This is a genomic window from Aestuarium sp., assembly GCF_023253315.1.
GTDB classification, from domain to species: Bacteria; Pseudomonadota; Alphaproteobacteria; order Rhodobacterales; family Rhodobacteraceae; genus Marivivens; species Marivivens donghaensis.
Genome location: NZ_JALRGW010000003.1, coordinates 20,653 through 35,935 on the forward strand (window position 1 = coordinate 20,653; position 15,283 = coordinate 35,935).

Annotated in this window: 12 protein-coding genes; 7 read left to right on the forward strand and 5 right to left on the reverse strand. The window is 57.6% G+C overall.

Going from position 1 to position 15,283, the window contains the following annotated elements; all coding sequences use genetic code 11:
* The first annotated feature begins 100 nt into the window (after nucleotides 1–100).
* The 6 genes from AC1QQ2_RS02985 (at nucleotide 101) to AC1QQ2_RS03010 (ending at nucleotide 7,149) form a co-directional block, all read left to right on the forward strand.
* Nucleotides 101–1,420 carry a sugar ABC transporter permease gene (locus AC1QQ2_RS02985; protein WP_249945350.1) on the forward strand — a complete coding sequence of 440 codons (1,320 nt, stop codon included), beginning with the start codon at nucleotides 101–103 and terminating at the stop codon, nucleotides 1,418–1,420.
* Nucleotides 1,421–1,432: 12 nt separating this feature from the next.
* Nucleotides 1,433–2,194: an ATP-binding cassette domain-containing protein gene (locus AC1QQ2_RS02990; RefSeq protein WP_105234629.1), complete on the forward strand. Its 762-nt coding sequence runs from the start codon at nucleotides 1,433–1,435 to the stop codon at nucleotides 2,192–2,194.
* Entirely contained in the window at nucleotides 2,194–3,633 is a 1,440-nt protein-coding gene (xylB, locus tag AC1QQ2_RS02995; protein WP_479712024.1) for a xylulokinase, read from the forward strand. Before AC1QQ2_RS02990 ends, xylB begins: the two co-directional genes overlap by 1 nt.
* Before the next feature lie 9 nt (nucleotides 3,634–3,642).
* The gene (gene xylA, locus AC1QQ2_RS03000; RefSeq protein WP_479712025.1) at nucleotides 3,643–4,944 is read left to right on the forward strand and encodes a xylose isomerase; all 1,302 of its coding nucleotides are present in this window, start codon (nucleotides 3,643–3,645) and stop codon (nucleotides 4,942–4,944) included.
* Nucleotides 4,945–5,160: 216 nt separating this feature from the next.
* A complete protein-coding gene (locus AC1QQ2_RS03005) occupies nucleotides 5,161–6,138 on the forward strand; it encodes a hypothetical protein (protein ID WP_479712026.1) in 978 nt (325 codons plus the stop codon).
* A gap of 3 nt (nucleotides 6,139–6,141) precedes the next feature.
* Nucleotides 6,142–7,149 (forward strand): carbohydrate kinase family protein, encoded by a 1,008-nt coding sequence (locus AC1QQ2_RS03010; RefSeq protein WP_479712027.1) that lies wholly within the window; start codon nucleotides 6,142–6,144, stop codon nucleotides 7,147–7,149.
* A gap of 4 nt (nucleotides 7,150–7,153) precedes the next feature.
* Here AC1QQ2_RS03010 and AC1QQ2_RS03015 read toward each other — a convergent pair whose 3' ends face one another.
* Nucleotides 7,154–8,119, reverse strand: a complete 966-nt coding sequence (locus tag AC1QQ2_RS03015) for a sodium-dependent bicarbonate transport family permease (RefSeq protein ID WP_479712028.1) — start codon at nucleotides 8,117–8,119, stop codon at nucleotides 7,154–7,156.
* A gap of 95 nt (nucleotides 8,120–8,214) precedes the next feature.
* Here AC1QQ2_RS03015 and AC1QQ2_RS03020 point away from each other — a divergent pair, with 95 nt between their 5' ends.
* Nucleotides 8,215–9,123, forward strand: a complete 909-nt coding sequence (locus AC1QQ2_RS03020; protein ID WP_105234624.1) for a hydrogen peroxide-inducible genes activator — start codon at nucleotides 8,215–8,217, stop codon at nucleotides 9,121–9,123.
* 130 nt (nucleotides 9,124–9,253) lie between these two features.
* Here the strand turns inward: AC1QQ2_RS03020 and AC1QQ2_RS03025 are convergent, their stop codons facing one another.
* The 4 genes from AC1QQ2_RS03025 to AC1QQ2_RS03040 form a co-directional block, all read right to left on the reverse strand.
* On the reverse strand, nucleotides 9,254–11,473 hold the full coding sequence (locus tag AC1QQ2_RS03025; protein WP_479712029.1) for a S8 family peptidase: 2,220 nt from the start codon (nucleotides 11,471–11,473) through the stop codon (nucleotides 9,254–9,256).
* A 368-nt stretch (nucleotides 11,474–11,841) separates the two neighbouring features.
* Complete coding sequence (locus AC1QQ2_RS03030) at nucleotides 11,842–12,573, reverse strand: SDR family NAD(P)-dependent oxidoreductase (protein ID WP_479712030.1); 732 nt, start codon at nucleotides 12,571–12,573, stop codon at nucleotides 11,842–11,844.
* Entirely contained in the window at nucleotides 12,570–14,096 is a 1,527-nt protein-coding gene (locus AC1QQ2_RS03035) for an AMP-binding protein (protein ID WP_479712031.1), read from the reverse strand. Before AC1QQ2_RS03035 ends, AC1QQ2_RS03030 begins: the two co-directional genes overlap by 4 nt.
* A complete protein-coding gene (locus tag AC1QQ2_RS03040; RefSeq protein WP_479712032.1) occupies nucleotides 14,093–15,253 on the reverse strand; it encodes an acetyl-CoA acetyltransferase in 1,161 nt (386 codons plus the stop codon). The genes AC1QQ2_RS03035 and AC1QQ2_RS03040 overlap by 4 nt, the downstream gene beginning before the upstream one ends.
* Between the last annotated feature and the right edge of the window lie 30 nt (nucleotides 15,254–15,283).

Below are 15,283 nucleotides of genomic sequence, written 5' to 3' on the forward strand. Positions count from 1 at the left end.
ATTCGGACGCTTTGCCGTCCTGAAACGCCGCAGTCGCTTGCCACGAAGACTAGGTTTGAGCACTGCACCCTGCGTACCAAGCAGATATTTGGAAGGTTCCATGACCGACACCACAAACAAACCCACCGGCTCCGCGTCGAAGACTGGGCCGATCACGCGATTCCTGCGTGCAACCGAGATTGATACCCGCCTCCTCGGCATGGTCGGCGCTTTGCTGGCGATCTGGATCGGGTTTCACATGTATGGCGTAATCTTTAACGATTTTGGCGCCTTCCTCACACCACGCAACCTGTGGAACTTGTCCGTTCAGATGTGCTCCATCGGGATCATGGCAACGGGCATGGTTCTGGTCATCATCACGCGTAACATCGACCTGTCGGTGGGCTCTCTTGTTGGTGTGACCGGTATGATCATGGGTATTTTGCAGGTCGAAATCCTGCCGCAATACCTTGGCCTCGGGAACCCGTCGATCTGGATCATCACCGCTGTCGTTGGCATCCTGTGTGGTGCGATCATCGGCGCATTCCACGGCTGGCTTATCGCTTACCGCGGCATCCCTGCGTTCATTGTGACCCTCGGTGGTCTGATGATCTGGCGCGGCGCTGCATTCCTGTCGAACAATGGTAAAACCATCTCCCCCGTTGACGCGACCTTCCAGCTTTTGGGCGGCGGACCTTACGGCACCGTTGGCGCAACGGGCAGCTGGATCGTTGGCGGTCTGGCCTGTGCAGGCATCATCTGGTTGATCTACGCAGGTCGCCGCAATCGGATCGAGCACGACTTCCCGCTGCGTCCGATGTGGGCTGAACTGTTCGTTGGCGGCCTAGGCTGCGCGATTGTGGTCGGTGCGGTTCTTCTGGTGAACTCCTACCCATGGCCGAAAGGCATCGTGAACCAATGGGCTGCGAAAAACGGCGTTGAGGTTCCTGCTGAAGGCCTCTTCATCAGCCACGGCTTTGCTATCCCTGTGATCATTCTGATGGTGGTCGGCATCTTGATGACCATCCTGATGACCCGCACCCGCTTTGGCCGCTACGTCTTTGCGATCGGTGGTAACCCCGAAGCTGCGGCTCTGGCTGGTATCAACGTTCGCTGGATGACCCTGCGCATCTTCGCACTGATGGGCGCATTGGCTGGCCTTTCGGCTGTTGTTGCCTCTGCCCGTCTGAACAGCGCGACCAACGCTCTTGGCCTTCTGGACGAGCTTTATGTGATCGCGGCAGCCGTGATCGGCGGCACCTCGCTCGCTGGTGGTGTTGGCACGATCTACGGTGCAATCCTCGGTGCATTGGTGATGCAGAGCCTTCAGACCGGCATGGTCCTGATCGGCTTTGACACCGCAGTCCAACAGATCGTCGTCGGTAGCGTCCTCGTGATCGCTGTCTACCTCGACAACCTTTACCGCAGCCGTTCAAAGTAAGGAGACGTGACAATGACCAACACGCAAAACCCTCTTGTCGAATTGCGGAACATCGAAATCGCATTCGGCGGTATCAAGGCCGTGGATGATGTCAGCGTTGACCTCTACCCAGGCGAAGTTGTCGGCCTCTTGGGCCACAACGGTGCAGGCAAATCGACCCTGATCAAATGTCTATCGGGCGCGTATAAAAAGGACGCAGGTGAAGTTCTGATTAACGGCCAATCCGTTGAGATCAACAACCCGCGCGACGCCCGTTCCTACAACATCGAAACCATCTACCAGACGCTCGCGCTGGCGGATAACCTCGATGCAGCGTCGAACCTGTTCTTGGGCCGTGAGATCGTGACAAAGTCGGGTATGCTCGACGAAGCAAAGATGGAAGCTGAGACGCGCAAGATCATGGCGCGTCTCAACCCTAACTTCCGCAAGTTCAACGAACCAGTGAGCGCGCTTTCGGGCGGTCAGCGTCAATCGGTTGCGATTGCTCGTGCGGTGTATTTCAACGCCAAAATTCTGATCATGGATGAACCGACAGCGGCGCTTGGCCCGCATGAAACTCAGATGGTGGCAGAGCTGATTCAAGAGCTAAAGAAACAAGGCCTTGGCATCTTCTTGATCGACCACGATGTGCATGCGGTAAAACAGCTTTGTGACCGCGCGGCGGTTATGAAAAACGGTCAGTTGGTCGGCGTTGTGAAGGTGGATGAAGTGACCGAGGACGACCTCCTCGCGATGATCATCCTCGGACGCAAACCGGAACATCTGGCAGCATAATGTACATTGGACTTGATCTAGGCACTTCGGGCCTAAAGGGGATCGTCATTGACGATTCCCAAACTATCCTCGCCGAAGCAACAGCCCCCCTCACCGTCAGCCGCAAGGCCGATGGTTGGTCAGAACAGGACCCCGCGGATTGGATCACAGCCGCGCAAACTGTTCTGGGTGCTCTCAAGTCCAAACTTTCGCTCGACGGTGTGCGTGCCATTGGCCTCTCTGGTCATATGCATGGAGCAACATTGCTGGATGCCTCGGATGCAGTGCTACGGCCCTGCATCCTCTGGAACGATACGCGGTCCTCAGCTGAGGCGGCAGCGCTGGATGCTGACCCGCGGTTCCGTGCCCTTACGGGCAACATCGTATTTCCGGGCTTTACCGCGCCGAAAATCGATTGGGTGCGCAACAATGAACCCGAGATCTTTGCCAAGCTGGCCAAGGTTCTCCTGCCCAAGGACTATCTGCGCCTCTGGCTCACAGGTGAACACGTCGCTGAGATGTCGGATGCGGCAGGCACGTCGTGGCTCGATACGGGGGCGCGGGCGTGGTCCGATGACCTGCTCGAAGCGACCCACCTGACACGCGATCACATGCCGCGCCTCGTCGAAGGGTCCGATGTTTCGGGCACCCTACGGGCCGACATCGCAGCACAATTCGGCCTCCCCGCCAATGTCGTCGTGGCTGGCGGCGGCGGTGACAACGCAGCGAGCGCCGTGGGCGTGGGCGTTGTGAAATCTGGCGATGCGTTTATCAGCCTCGGCACCTCTGGTGTGCTCTTTGCGGCCTGTGACGCCTATTCCCCTGACGCGGCAAGCGCTGTCCATACTTTCTGCCACGCCCTGCCCGACACATGGCACCAGATGGGCGTGATCCTCGCGGCTGCGGACGCGATGAACTGGTTTGGTCGCGTCATGGGCGCGGCACCTGCAGAACTCACGGGCGCGTTGGGACCACTTACCGCCCCTGCCCGCACCTTGTTCCTGCCCTACTTGGGCGGCGAACGTACCCCGCACAATGATGCGACCATCCGCGCCTCGTTCCTGCATCTTGACCACGCGACCGACAGCGCAGCGATGACACGCGCGGTGCTAGAGGGCGTCACCTTTGCAGTGCGTGATAGCTATGACGCGCTGACCTCCACTGGCACACAGATTGAACGGTTGATCGCCGTCGGTGGCGGGTCCAAGTCTGACTACTGGGTGCAGGCGATCGCAACCATGCTCGGCATGCCGATCGGGTTGCCTGTGGCTGGTGACTACGGTGGCGCGTTCGGCGCGGCCCGTTTGGGCCTAATGGCAGCAACAGGTGAAACCACCGCAGCAGCAAGCGCCCCGCAAATCGCGCGCACCATTGATCCTGTTCCCGCGTTGGAAGAGGCATTCCTCGCCCGCCACGCTGATTATCAAGCGGCCTATAAGGCGCTTAAGACACTCAACTAGAGGTTTCTTATGACCGATTTTTTCAAAGGCATTCAGGCCATCAAATACGAAGGCCCCGAGACTGAGAACGAGTTTGCATTCCGTTACTACAACCCCGACGAAGTCGTCATGGGCAAACGGATGGAAGACCACCTGCGCTTTGCCGTCGCCTACTGGCACAGCTTTGCCTACGAAGGCGGCGACCCGTTCGGTGGTCGCACATTTGATCGCCCGTGGTTCGGTGACTCCATGGATGCCGCGAAACTGAAGGCTGATGTGGCGTTTGAGATGTTCGACATCCTCGGCGCGCCGTTTTTCTGTTTCCACGACCTCGACGTGCGCCCCGAGGGCAAGACCTTTGCCGAAAACAAACGCAACCTCGAAGAGATCGTCGATTACTTTGCGCAGAAAATGGAAACCTCAAAGACGAAACTGCTTTGGGGCACTGCGAACCTATTCACCCACCGTCGTTTCATGGCGGGTGCTGCGACCAACCCTGATCCAGAGGTTTTTGCCTACTCTGCTGCGACCATCAAATCTTGCATGGACGCAACGATGAAACTGGGCGGTGAGAACTATGTTCTGTGGGGCGGCCGTGAGGGCTATGAAACCCTGCTGAACACCGACCTCACCAAAGAGGCAGAGCATGCGGCGCGGATGCTCGAAATGGTGGTCGAGTATAAGCACAAGATGGGCTGGGACGGTCAGATCCTGATCGAACCGAAACCCCAAGAGCCGTCCAAGCACCAGTATGACTTTGACGTGGCCACCGTTTATGGCTTCCTCAAACGCTTCGGCCTTGAGAACGAAGTGAAGATGAACATCGAACAAGGCCACGCGATCCTTGCGGGTCACAGCTTTGAACACGAACTGGCCTTGGCTGGGTCGTTGGGCATGCTGGGTTCGATCGACATGAACCGCAACGACTACCAGTCTGGATGGGACACCGACCAATTCCCGAACAACGTTCCGGAAATGGCACTGGCCTATTATGAGGTTCTCAAGGCAGGTGGCTTTACCAAAGGCGGCACCAACTTTGACGCACGTATTCGCCGTCAGTCGCTCGATGCAGAGGATCTGATCCTCAGCCACATCGGCGGCATGGATTGCTGTGCACGCGGCCTCAAGGCGGCGGCTGCGATGCTTGAAGATGGCAAGCTCGAAGCGGCACGTGATGCGCGTTACGCGGGCTGGGATACCGACGGCGCGAAAGCGATGCTGGGCAGCGACCTCGCCTCGATCCAAGAGCGCGTTCTGGCGGACAACGTTAACCCAGAACCCCGCTCGGGCCGTCAGGAACGTCTGGAAAATCTGGTGAACCGCTACCTCTAATCGAGGGCGAAACGACCAAAGAAAGGGGTGCCATCGGCGCCCCTTTTGCATGTCAGGCATCACGGGCTAGGTCAGCAGTTCGCACATCAGTCCAAGATTGATAGTCACATGCGCAGCCTCCCTCACGCTTATTGCAAAACTTTTCTTTGCACAGGCAGTTTAGCGCTATCAATTTCACGAAACTGCGATACCGTTTTCCCTAGAGTGGAGGACGTTATGCCGAAAAACCTTGATCGTAAGTTAGACGCCATTCGTTCGGGCAAATACAAGCCGAACGACTTTATCATTGCGGACGCCAAAGACGGCGATATGGCCTTTGGCTGCGCCACCCCTGGCAAAGGGCCTGATGGCCGCATGAAATCGCTGCGTGCCTATCGCGACGATATGATCAAGGTCACGAAATCTGGTTTGGTCGACATCATGCTGATGTCCCTCTCGACAGCAGAGGTGATGCAGGCCGAGGGGCTGTTCCACAAATCCCACGTGACCCCTGCTGTGCGCCTGAACGATACCACGGATATTTGGCACGTCCGTGGCGGGTGCTATCCCAAACACATGATGAAGAATTTCCGCTCTGCCCGTTTGGATCGGGTCAAAGCGGTCGCGCCTTTGGGCCTCTATTCGGTGACGTTTTATAATGACCTCGAACGGGATCATAAAACGCTCGAAGAGTTCGCGAAGTTCCGTGATGAGGCCTCTGCGGAAGGGGTCGATTACTTCCTCGAGGTCTTTAACCCCCAAATCCCCGTCGAAACCAACGGCGACTTTGCGACCTACAACAATGACATGATCGTGCGCTGCCTTGCGGGCGTGTCGCGCCATGAACGTCCCGCCTTCCTCAAGGCCGCCTATAACGGCCCCGCCGCGACCGAAGAAATCGCGGGATACGATCCTGAGAACCTGATTTTTGGTATCCTTGGCGGTGGTGCAGGAACCACGCGCGATTGCCTTGAACTGATCCGTCAGGCCGAAAAATACGGTGCACGTGTGGCTCTGTTCGGGCGCAAGATCTACTACTCCGAGGACTCGGTCCTCATGGTCAAAGCGATGCGCCACGTGATTGAGGACGGCGTTACCAGTGAGGAAGCGGTGAAGGCCTATCACGGTGATCTTCAGGCCAATGGCATCACGCCTTTCAGATCGCTCGACGACGATCTGGTGATTTCGGAAAACATTCTTAAGCCCAACGTGTGACCCATGCGCAAGGGGTTTGTGACCGCAGGCACGTGGTGCGTTGATCGCAACATTACCGTCGATCAATGGCCCAAAGAGGACATGATCGCCGCCGTTCAAAAGGTCGAACTGGCGGGCGGCGGGTCTGGCTGCAACTTTGCCGTCGATATGCGCCGTCTCGACCCTGACATGCCCGTTTGGACCCAAGGCCTGATTGGTGCGGGCGAGATGGGCGATTTCCTGATCGGGATCGCCGACGAATACGGCATTGATCGCAGTGGCCTTTACCGCACTGCTGACGCACAGACCCAAGTGACTGACGCCTATGTGTCAGCCCAAACGGGTCGTCGCACGCATATCCTGTTCTTTGGTGTCGCAGACCTGATGACGCCTGACCATTACGATTTTTCGTCCTGTTCGGCGCGTGTTCTACACCTCGGGCTTCCGGGTATTCACAAACAGATGGACGCAGCGTGGGGCGACGACGCCAATGGTTGGGTCACAGTGCTCCGCAAGGCGAAGGCTGCAGGGCTAAAGACCAACTTTGAATTCGTCGCGGGGCCTGAGGACAAGATCAGAGCGGTCGGGCACCCTTGCCTGCCCCATCTCGATACCTTGGTGGTCAATGACTTCGAAATTGGCGCGCTGGCTGGGCGCAAAACTGTTGAGGACGGCGTGACTGATCGCGATCAAGTGTTTGCCGCCGCCAGAGAGGTCCTCGCCATGGGGGCCATGGAACTCGTCGCGGTTCACTTTACCGAAGGGGCGGTTTTGGTCACTCGTGACGGCACCGAAACCTGCCAACCCTCTGTGCGCATCGCGGATACAGACCGCAAGGGCGCAAATGGCGCTGGTGATGCCTTTGCCGCGGGGTTCCAATACGGGCTTCACGAAGGATGGACAGGGCAAGACGCGCTCAAACTCGGTCACGCAGCTGCCGCCGCTTGCCTACGGTCGGTCGGCACTTACACGACCGTAGAGACAGCGGCGGAGTGTTTGGCATTGGCCCAAACGTGGGGATGGCGCGACTAGTCCCTCAGATGAGGCCAGCCAGCCAGAGGTAGAGCGGCAGACCTACTGTGATGTTGAACGGAAACGTCACGCCAAGCGATAGCGTGAGGTAGATGCCCGTTTCTGCCTTGGGCAGCGCGATTTTCATGGCCGCAGGGACCGCGATGTAAGAGGCCGACGCCGAGAGTACCATCAACAAAAACTGGCTGCCCGTTTGCAGGCCGATCACAGAGCCAAGACCCATGGCGAAGATCGCACCGATCAGGGGCATGATCATACCAAAGGCAAAGAGGCCCGAGCTGAGGAGGTGACGGTTTGTGATGAGGCTCCGCCCCGCAGACAGACCCATATCCAGCAAGAATAGGCAGAGGATGCCGACAAAGGGTGTCACGACAAAGGGCGCGATCATCTCCATCCCTTTGTCCTGCGTCAGCGCACCGATCAAGAACGCACCACTCAACAGAACGATTGACCCATTGGCAAAGAGTTCACGCATCGGGACGCTGGCCTCTTGGCCGTCGCGACCAAACCGATTTGCAATCCAAAGCGCAGAGAGGATCGCGGGCACCTCCATCACGGCGGCAACAGCCACCATGTAGCCGTCCGCCGACAGACCCGTCAGGTCCAGTAGGCTAGACGCCGCGACAAAGGTCACGATGGAAATCGAACCATAGTGCCCCGCGACCGCCGCTGCCGTGGTCGCATCAAGCCGCGTCATTGTACGGAGCAGCATGTAGGCGAGGAACGGCAGAAGGAATGACAACAACAAACCCGCTGCCAGTGCGAGGAACACCTCAAAACTAAGCCCACCTTCTGCAAGGCTATGCCCCCCTTTGAACCCGATGGCGAGCAGCAGGTAGAGCGACATGAACTTTGCCGCGCCTTCGGGAATAGACAGGTCGCTGCGCACAAAGGCCGCGACAAGGCCGAGAACAAAGAACAAGATCGTCGGCACCATCAGGTTCCCAACAAGGCTATCGAGCATTTGCATAATTAATCTCTCCAACAGGTTTGCGGCCTGTTGCCCTAAATTTACTGATAGCTTAAATACAAATTAACATTACTATTCATAGTTTGAGGCTATGTATGCGCCCGACCCTGCGGCAAATGGAATATATCGTCACCGTTCACCAGTTGGGCGGCTTTGGCCTCGCTGCGGAAAAGCTGAATGTCAGCCAACCGAGCCTATCGACCCAAATCGCCGCCGTGGAAAGCGACCTTGGCGTTCGGCTCTTTGATCGGAGCCGAGCTGGGGTTGAGGCGACAGCGCGCGGGTTGGATTTTGTGAAACGCGCCCAGCGTATCTTGGCCGAGGTCGAAGCCCTGCGCGGCACCATGCTCTCTGACCTGCCGTTTGGTGGTCGGTTACGTCTTGGGGTTTTGCCCTCAATCGGGCCGTATCTGTTGCCTCAAGCAATCACCGCGCTGCACGACGCAGAACCCGATCTGCGCGTTGTGGTGCGCGAGGAAAACACCCTCCTGTTGGATGACGGCATCCGCAGCGGTCGGTTCGATGCGATCATCTCGACCCCCGAAGACCACCCAAACACCATGCAACATCCGTTGTTTGTGGAACCCCTTTGGGTCGCGGTCGCGCAGGATCACCCACTTGCCCATCGGTCGAGCGTGACAGCCGCCGACCTGACGGGGCAGCGTCTGTTGACGTTGGATACGGGGCACAGATTGTCACGCATCGTCTACGGCATCGCTGGCGCGAGTGGAGCAATTGTGTCCGACGACTACGAAGGCACGAGCCTCGATTCAATCGTTTTGATGGCAGCGACGGGTGCAGGGATCGGCATCCTTCCCGACCTTTTCGCCCGTAGGCAAGGCATCCACCGCAGCGAAGTGCGTGTTATGCCGCTGGTCACGCCAGACTCCCACCGTACCATCAGCCTTTTGGTGCCGAGCGATCGGACCGAAAAGTTTGCAGGCGCTTTGGCTCGCATTCTGCGCAGTGCGGCTAAGGCACTGGAATTGAACGTAATCGAATAGCCGACGTAGATTTGCATTGTGGAAATGGAGTTAACCACAAAAACTTTACCCGAACTAACATCGGAACCAGCAATATTAGATCACCTCATTTGGGCCTTCGGTACAAATTAGTGAACTCTCCGAGAGACCTTCACAGCCTAAAATTAAGCGCTATCCCAACCATATTTCCATGCGCCCCTTCGATGTGGCCAGCATTGAGGCTGTGGCCCATAGAGAAGGTGAACGACGCATTGTCGATGGCATGGACCGGTGCGGAATATTCAAAGCCGATGTCCATTTGACGGGCCTCTGGCGCGAGGTCAGCAGCCAGCGTTCGAAAGGCGTCAGAGCCAGCGGCCAGAGCCGTCGTCTCGTTGGCGAGGCTTACGTCCACCGTGCCTCCGGTGATCGCTGCAGGGCGCGAGAGCGAGATACTGAGGAGCCCGCCGTTCGGCATCGCGCGATCCAGAGCGACCTTCATGCTGTTAAAGGTGACATCATTAAAGTTACCCAGCATCCCTGCGCCATGCCCATCAGCTTTGCCTGCAGCCCCTTCGACCCGCAGACCAATGCTGTCGGCCAGTTGAACACCATAGGCAAAATCCAGAGCCGCAGAGCGTCCACGGATACCGTCTTCAAACCCGGGAGCCGTTACGCCGACGACGGAACCGACCTCTTGCATCGCGGTAAGACCCGCAGAGAAGTAGCCACCATCTGTCGCAAAGGTATGCGTGAGGCCCAAACCAGCGCCCCCGTTATTGCCTTCGATCACGCGCAGATTGGTCTGGCCGAGGGGCAGGTCGCGCACGTAATTGCCCGTTTGCGCATAGGCATTTATGGCAACATCGGCCTCGATCATTGCACCATAGCCCTGCCCCGCCGAGAGGGACTGAGCGGTCGCAGCGCGGGTCGAAAGGCGCGGCTCGGCCGACAATGCAGCAACATCAATCGAGCTGAGCGACCCCACGGTCCCTGCAACGATATCTGATGCCGCAATATCAAACGTACCGTTCAAGCTATCAGAGGCATAAACGGTCTCGCTCGACAGTGCGTCGGCAAGGGCGTTCCCCGACAACGCGCCCGACACAGCCGCCACCTGCCCCGTCGACAGATTGATACTCTGCCCTTCGGCAACCGGCACACTGGCCGTCCCAATCGGCAAAAGCGCCGCCCGCAAATCAAGGAACCCGTGCCCGAATTCATCGTTATAGGCGTGTGTGACGCCCGACCCGAAGTCGATCGACCCCGTGAAATCGGTCATCCAAGCATTATCGGCAGAGGCCAAAAGGCGATCGCGCAATTGCGAGGCCGTGAGGTCTGGGAAGGCCTCAGCCAGCAGCGCAACGGCGCCGGATATCTGGGGTGTTGCGTAGCTGGTGCCCGTACCTGACGTGTAGCCGATATCGGTGTAATCCGTCGCGATATAGATCGACCCATCCGCAGTCATACAAAAGGCAGCGGTCTGCATGCAGGCGGACGAGATGCGCTCCACCGAGGTGATCCCATATTCATCAAACGTCGCCGCACCATTTACGACGGTGATCCACGACCCTTCGAGGTCTGGATAGAGGAGCGGCAAAGCCCCGACGTTATAAGCGTCCAATTCGTCATGATAGTTCGACAAAGCAAAGACCACGACGCCCCTCTGTGCATAGTCTTGCATCGCACTGATATACGAGGAGGCGACTGAATACTGGCCAAAGTAATACTCGAAGGTCGATTGATTGAAATCACGCGACAACTGCCACGAGTTATTCATAACAATGGCACCAGCGGTATCGGCTTCACTCACCATTACGGCGCGTTCATTCCACGTCGAACCTGTCTGATAATCCCACGTCCCGAGAAACAGATCGGCACCAGAGGCGACGCCTTCGACGGCATCGATGCCAGTTCCGCCTCGACCAACGGCGATACTCGCCACTGCCGTGCCATGGTCATCGCGCGCATCCAAATTTGAAACGGAAGAGTGCGTCACGTTCACTCCGTCGAACGTTTCATGGCTCAAACGGACCGCGTTATCCATGATGGCAATCGTTTGCCCTGCCCCGGTCAGCCCGACGGACCGCGCATAATCGACACGCGCCGCTTCGAGCGGACGGCCACCGCGCCAATTCACGTTGTTGGTAAAATTCGTGGTGCTTCGGACGGCATGAACGGCCGCCATCGAGAACTCGGTCACGAACCCACGAACCCACCCAACGCCAAGTTCGCCACCCGGCCCAAATGTCGATTTCGAATATTGCTCGCTCAGCGCAGAGCTAGAGCCACCGGAAGAATAGTCAGTTTCGTCCTCACCACTGCCGCCACAACCGATAAGAGCGCAAAGCGATAGTATGGAGGTCGTTCTGTAAATTGCAGAACAACGCATTGCATGAGCCTTTAAAAAGCACAGCAACAGACCTGCCGCAGCAGGAAACCCAATAAATCAATACAAATGTAACAACTGCATCCGCCAAAATAAGCGGTAAGCGATCCGTTGCAAAAATCAAAATGAGGTAAAAAATCACCACTTAAGGTTTAACAACTCATGAGATAAATCTCACACGAAGTTAGGTCAAGGGTTGAATTGCCAAATCTGACGCTCCGTAATTGCGAGGCGCCTTTGTCAAATGACGAGCCGCCCCTTTCGAGGCGGCCTACTTTTCAGATTAATGCTGGGGGCCGTTACTGCGCCGTCCAACCACCATCAACGGGGATCACCGCGCCTGTCACATTGTGCGCAATCGGGTTGCACAGTCAGAGGGCAAGGGCCCCGATTTCGGACGGGTCAGAAGTCCGTCGGCTTGGCTGTTTTTCGGCGCGAAGTTCGGCGATGCCTTTCTCGCGGTCGCCACCATATTTAGCCGCCCGTTCGATGATCTGCGGCTCAATAATCGCGGTCTCGGTCCAGCCGGGTCCGATACAGTTCACCGTGATGCCGCCATCACGTTTGGACCCTACCGCCGCGTATTCCAAGGCAGCGACCTTTGACATACCCACCAGCCCGAATTTTGACGCGCAATAGGGAACCTTGGCGACCGAGGCGACAGTGCCGTGAACGCTGGCGATGTTGATCACACGGCCATAGCCTTTTTCAGCCATTTTCGGCATAGCGAGGCGCATCGTGTGGAACGGCCCAGAGAGGTTGATGCCAATGATCGCGTCCCACGTCTCTTGGTCCATATCGGCAAGCATTGCGGTTTTCTGGATGCCCGCGTTGTTCACCAAAACGTCGATCCCACCCCATTCATCGACCGCTGCCATCATTCGTTCAATGGCTGCCACATCCCGCATATCCGCCTCAAAGAACCGCGCTTCAGGTGCACCTGCGGCCAGCAATGTGTCTACCGCGGCCTGCGCTTGGTCGGCATCGGCCAGTCCATGAACCGCAATGCGTGCCCCTGCACCTGCCAGTTCTTTGGCAATCGCCAAACCGATGCCTTGGACAGAGCCCGTAACCAAAGCCGTTTTACCCGTCAGGAATGTCATGTGGTGGGTTCCTTTTTCATACGGTCTCTCAATTCAGTCTTGAGGACTTTGCCGTTGTTATTTTTGGGGAGTGCATCGATAAACCGATAGGCTTTGGGCCGTTTGAAACGGGCAATGCGGTCGAGGCACAGCGCATCCAATTCAGCGGACGAAACGTTAGCGTCAGGCAGTGTGACGACAAACGCGATCACCTCTTCGCCCCATTCGGGATGAGGCGTGCCGATAACCGCAACCTCATGAACATTCGGGTGGCTCAGCAGAACCTCTTCGACCTCGCGGGGGTAGATGTTTGAGCCGCCAGAAATGATCATGTCCTTTGATCGGTCCTGCAGGGTGACGTAGCCGTCGTCGTCCATGCGCCCCATATCACCCGTCCAAAGCCACCCATCGCGGATCGCTTTTTGGGTCGCCTCGAGGTTCTGCCAATAGCCGGACATCACGGTCGCGCCTTTGACGACGATTTCGCCGATCTCACCTCGGGGGACCTCTGCGCCGTCCCGATCAACAATGCGCACGCGCACCGCGCTCTGCGCCGTTCCGACGGAATTCAAACGGTCCCGCCAGCGTGGATGACTGCGGTCTATCACGTCACCACGAGGCAAGGCGGTAATGCCCATAGGACATTCCCCCTGCCCGTAGATTTGGACAAAGCGTGCGCCCATCACCTCGGTCGCGTCCAAAATATCGGCCTCATACATCGGACCGCCAGCGTAGACGATCGTGCGAAGGCCTTCGCCCATTTCAGAACTGGCTTTGGCAGCATCAACCAGCCGCCGCACCATCGTCGGCGCTGCAAACATGGAAATCGGCCCCATTCGTTTACCCAGCATCAGGATTTCTGCCGCATCAAAGCCACCACTTTCGGGCACCAGATGCCGCGCCCCGCGCATCACATGCATAAAGTTATAGAGCCCAGCGCCATGCGACATCGGCGCGGCGTAGAGGATCGCGTCCTCCGCGAAAACATCATCCACATCGGTGAAGTAGGTAAAAGTCATCGCAGCTATGTTGCCGCAGGTCAGGGCCACGCCCTTGGGTTTGCCCGTGGTGCCTGAGGTGTAGAACAGCCAAAGGAGGTCGCTCTCGTTCAGACCGACTGGCGCTGGCATCGGATCGGCCTGTTTCATCTCTGCAAACGCGGTCCCGTTGACGGAAATGATCTCTCGCCCCTCCAACAGATCAGACAGATCACCGATCAAAGCGTTATCACTGAATACCAAATCAGCCCCAGCATCTTCGATGATCCAAGCCGCCTCTTTGGGATGCAGTTTAGCATTGATCGGCACCGCCGCCGCGCCCGCATACCAAATGCCATAGAGCACTTCGAGGAATTCAGGACAGTTATACATGAACACCGCGACGCGATGCCCCGCGCCAATGCCGCGTGCCCTCAGCACAGCCCCAATCAATGCCGCCGCGCCGTCAAAACCCGCGTATGTCGAGACGAGTGTTTCACCAGAATAGAGCGCAGGACGATCAGGGGACCGCGTTGCCGTTCGTAGCAACCATTCAGCGGGGTTCATCGAACGGCCTCTAGGATTGAACAGTAGTTCGCAACGCCCGAGCCACCCATGTTAAACACACAGGCCAGTTCCGCACCTTCCAGCTGAACGCCGCCCGCCTGCCCCGTGACCTGTTGCGCAGCAAGGACATGCATCGACACGCCCGTTGCGCCAACGGGATGCCCTTTGGCCTTTAGCCCGCCAGACAGGTTGATCGAAAGGCGGCCACCACGCAGGGTCGCGCCCTCAGTCACGAGGCTGGATCCGTTGCCCTTTTCGGCAAGGCCCATCGCCTCGTAGATCATCAGTTCCGCGATGGTGAAACAATCATGGACTTCTGCCAGATCGAGATCATCAACGGTGATCCCCGCCAGTTCATATGCGGTTTCAAAGGTGCGCCGCGCGGCGGTCAGTTCGGTCATATCGCGCCGCGACATGGGCAGAAAATCGTTCATCTGCACGGCTGCCCGAAAACCCGCAACATGGTCGAAATCCGCCGTCATATCGTCTGCCACCATCACCAGCGCCGCTGCGCCATCGCTGATGAGCGAACAATCAGTGAGCCGCAGCGGGGCCGCGATCATCGGGTTCTTCTCACTGACCTCATTGCAGAAATCAAACGTCACCTCGCGCTGCAGGTGGGCCAGCGGATTGCTCAGAGCGTTTTCATGGTTTTTCACCGCGATCCGCGCAAGGGTTTCGGACTGATCCCCAAAGGCATCAAAATATCCCGCGGCGATACGGCCAAAGATTTGCGGGAAACTCACGCCTGCTTCTTCGGCGGAATAGGATGCACCAGCGAGGGCAGCCGTCACGCCTTTGGTATCGAGTTCGGTCATCTTTTCGACGCCGATCACCAAGACGCAGCGCGCATCACCAGCGCGGATCGCATTGCGCGCCGCATAGACCGCGGCAGATCCCGACGCGCAGGCGTTCTCCACGCGGGTCGCTGGTTTAAACCGCAAACCGTCATCAATCCCCAACACGAGCGAGGCGGCAAACGCGTCAGGCACCATGCCGTTGTTAAAATGACCGAGCCAAATCGCGTCGATATCGTTCGGCGTGAGACCTGCGCTTTTGATCGCCTCAGACGCCGCCTGCTGGATTAACGCCTCTAAGCTCTTGTCACGATGCACACCGAATTTGGTGTGCCCCCAGCCAACTATTCTTGCGCCCATACTTGCCTCCATTCCCTTTCCATCGGAATA

Bases quoted from the DNA above. Each gene is read 5' to 3' on its own strand.
- AC1QQ2_RS02985 (WP_249945350.1), top strand. From the start codon at position 101: ATGACCGACACCACAAACAAACCCACCGGCTCCGCGTCGAAGACTGGG.
- AC1QQ2_RS03010 (WP_479712027.1), top strand. From the start codon at position 6,142: ATGCGCAAGGGGTTTGTGACCGCAGGCACGTGGTGCGTTGATCGCAAC.
- AC1QQ2_RS03025 (WP_479712029.1), bottom strand. From the start codon at position 11,473: ATGCGTTGTTCTGCAATTTACAGAACGACCTCCATACTATCGCTTTGC.
- AC1QQ2_RS03015 (WP_479712028.1), bottom strand. From the start codon at position 8,119: ATGCAAATGCTCGATAGCCTTGTTGGGAACCTGATGGTGCCGACGATC.
- AC1QQ2_RS03005 (WP_479712026.1), top strand. From the start codon at position 5,161: ATGCCGAAAAACCTTGATCGTAAGTTAGACGCCATTCGTTCGGGCAAA.
- AC1QQ2_RS03020 (WP_105234624.1), top strand. From the start codon at position 8,215: ATGCGCCCGACCCTGCGGCAAATGGAATATATCGTCACCGTTCACCAG.
- xylA (WP_479712025.1), top strand. From the start codon at position 3,643: ATGACCGATTTTTTCAAAGGCATTCAGGCCATCAAATACGAAGGCCCC.
- AC1QQ2_RS02990 (WP_105234629.1), top strand. From the start codon at position 1,433: ATGACCAACACGCAAAACCCTCTTGTCGAATTGCGGAACATCGAAATC.
- AC1QQ2_RS03035 (WP_479712031.1), bottom strand. From the start codon at position 14,096: ATGAACCCCGCTGAATGGTTGCTACGAACGGCAACGCGGTCCCCTGAT.
- xylB (WP_479712024.1), top strand. From the start codon at position 2,194: ATGTACATTGGACTTGATCTAGGCACTTCGGGCCTAAAGGGGATCGTC.
- AC1QQ2_RS03040 (WP_479712032.1), bottom strand. From the start codon at position 15,253: ATGGGCGCAAGAATAGTTGGCTGGGGGCACACCAAATTCGGTGTGCAT.
- AC1QQ2_RS03030 (WP_479712030.1), bottom strand. From the start codon at position 12,573: ATGACATTCCTGACGGGTAAAACGGCTTTGGTTACGGGCTCTGTCCAA.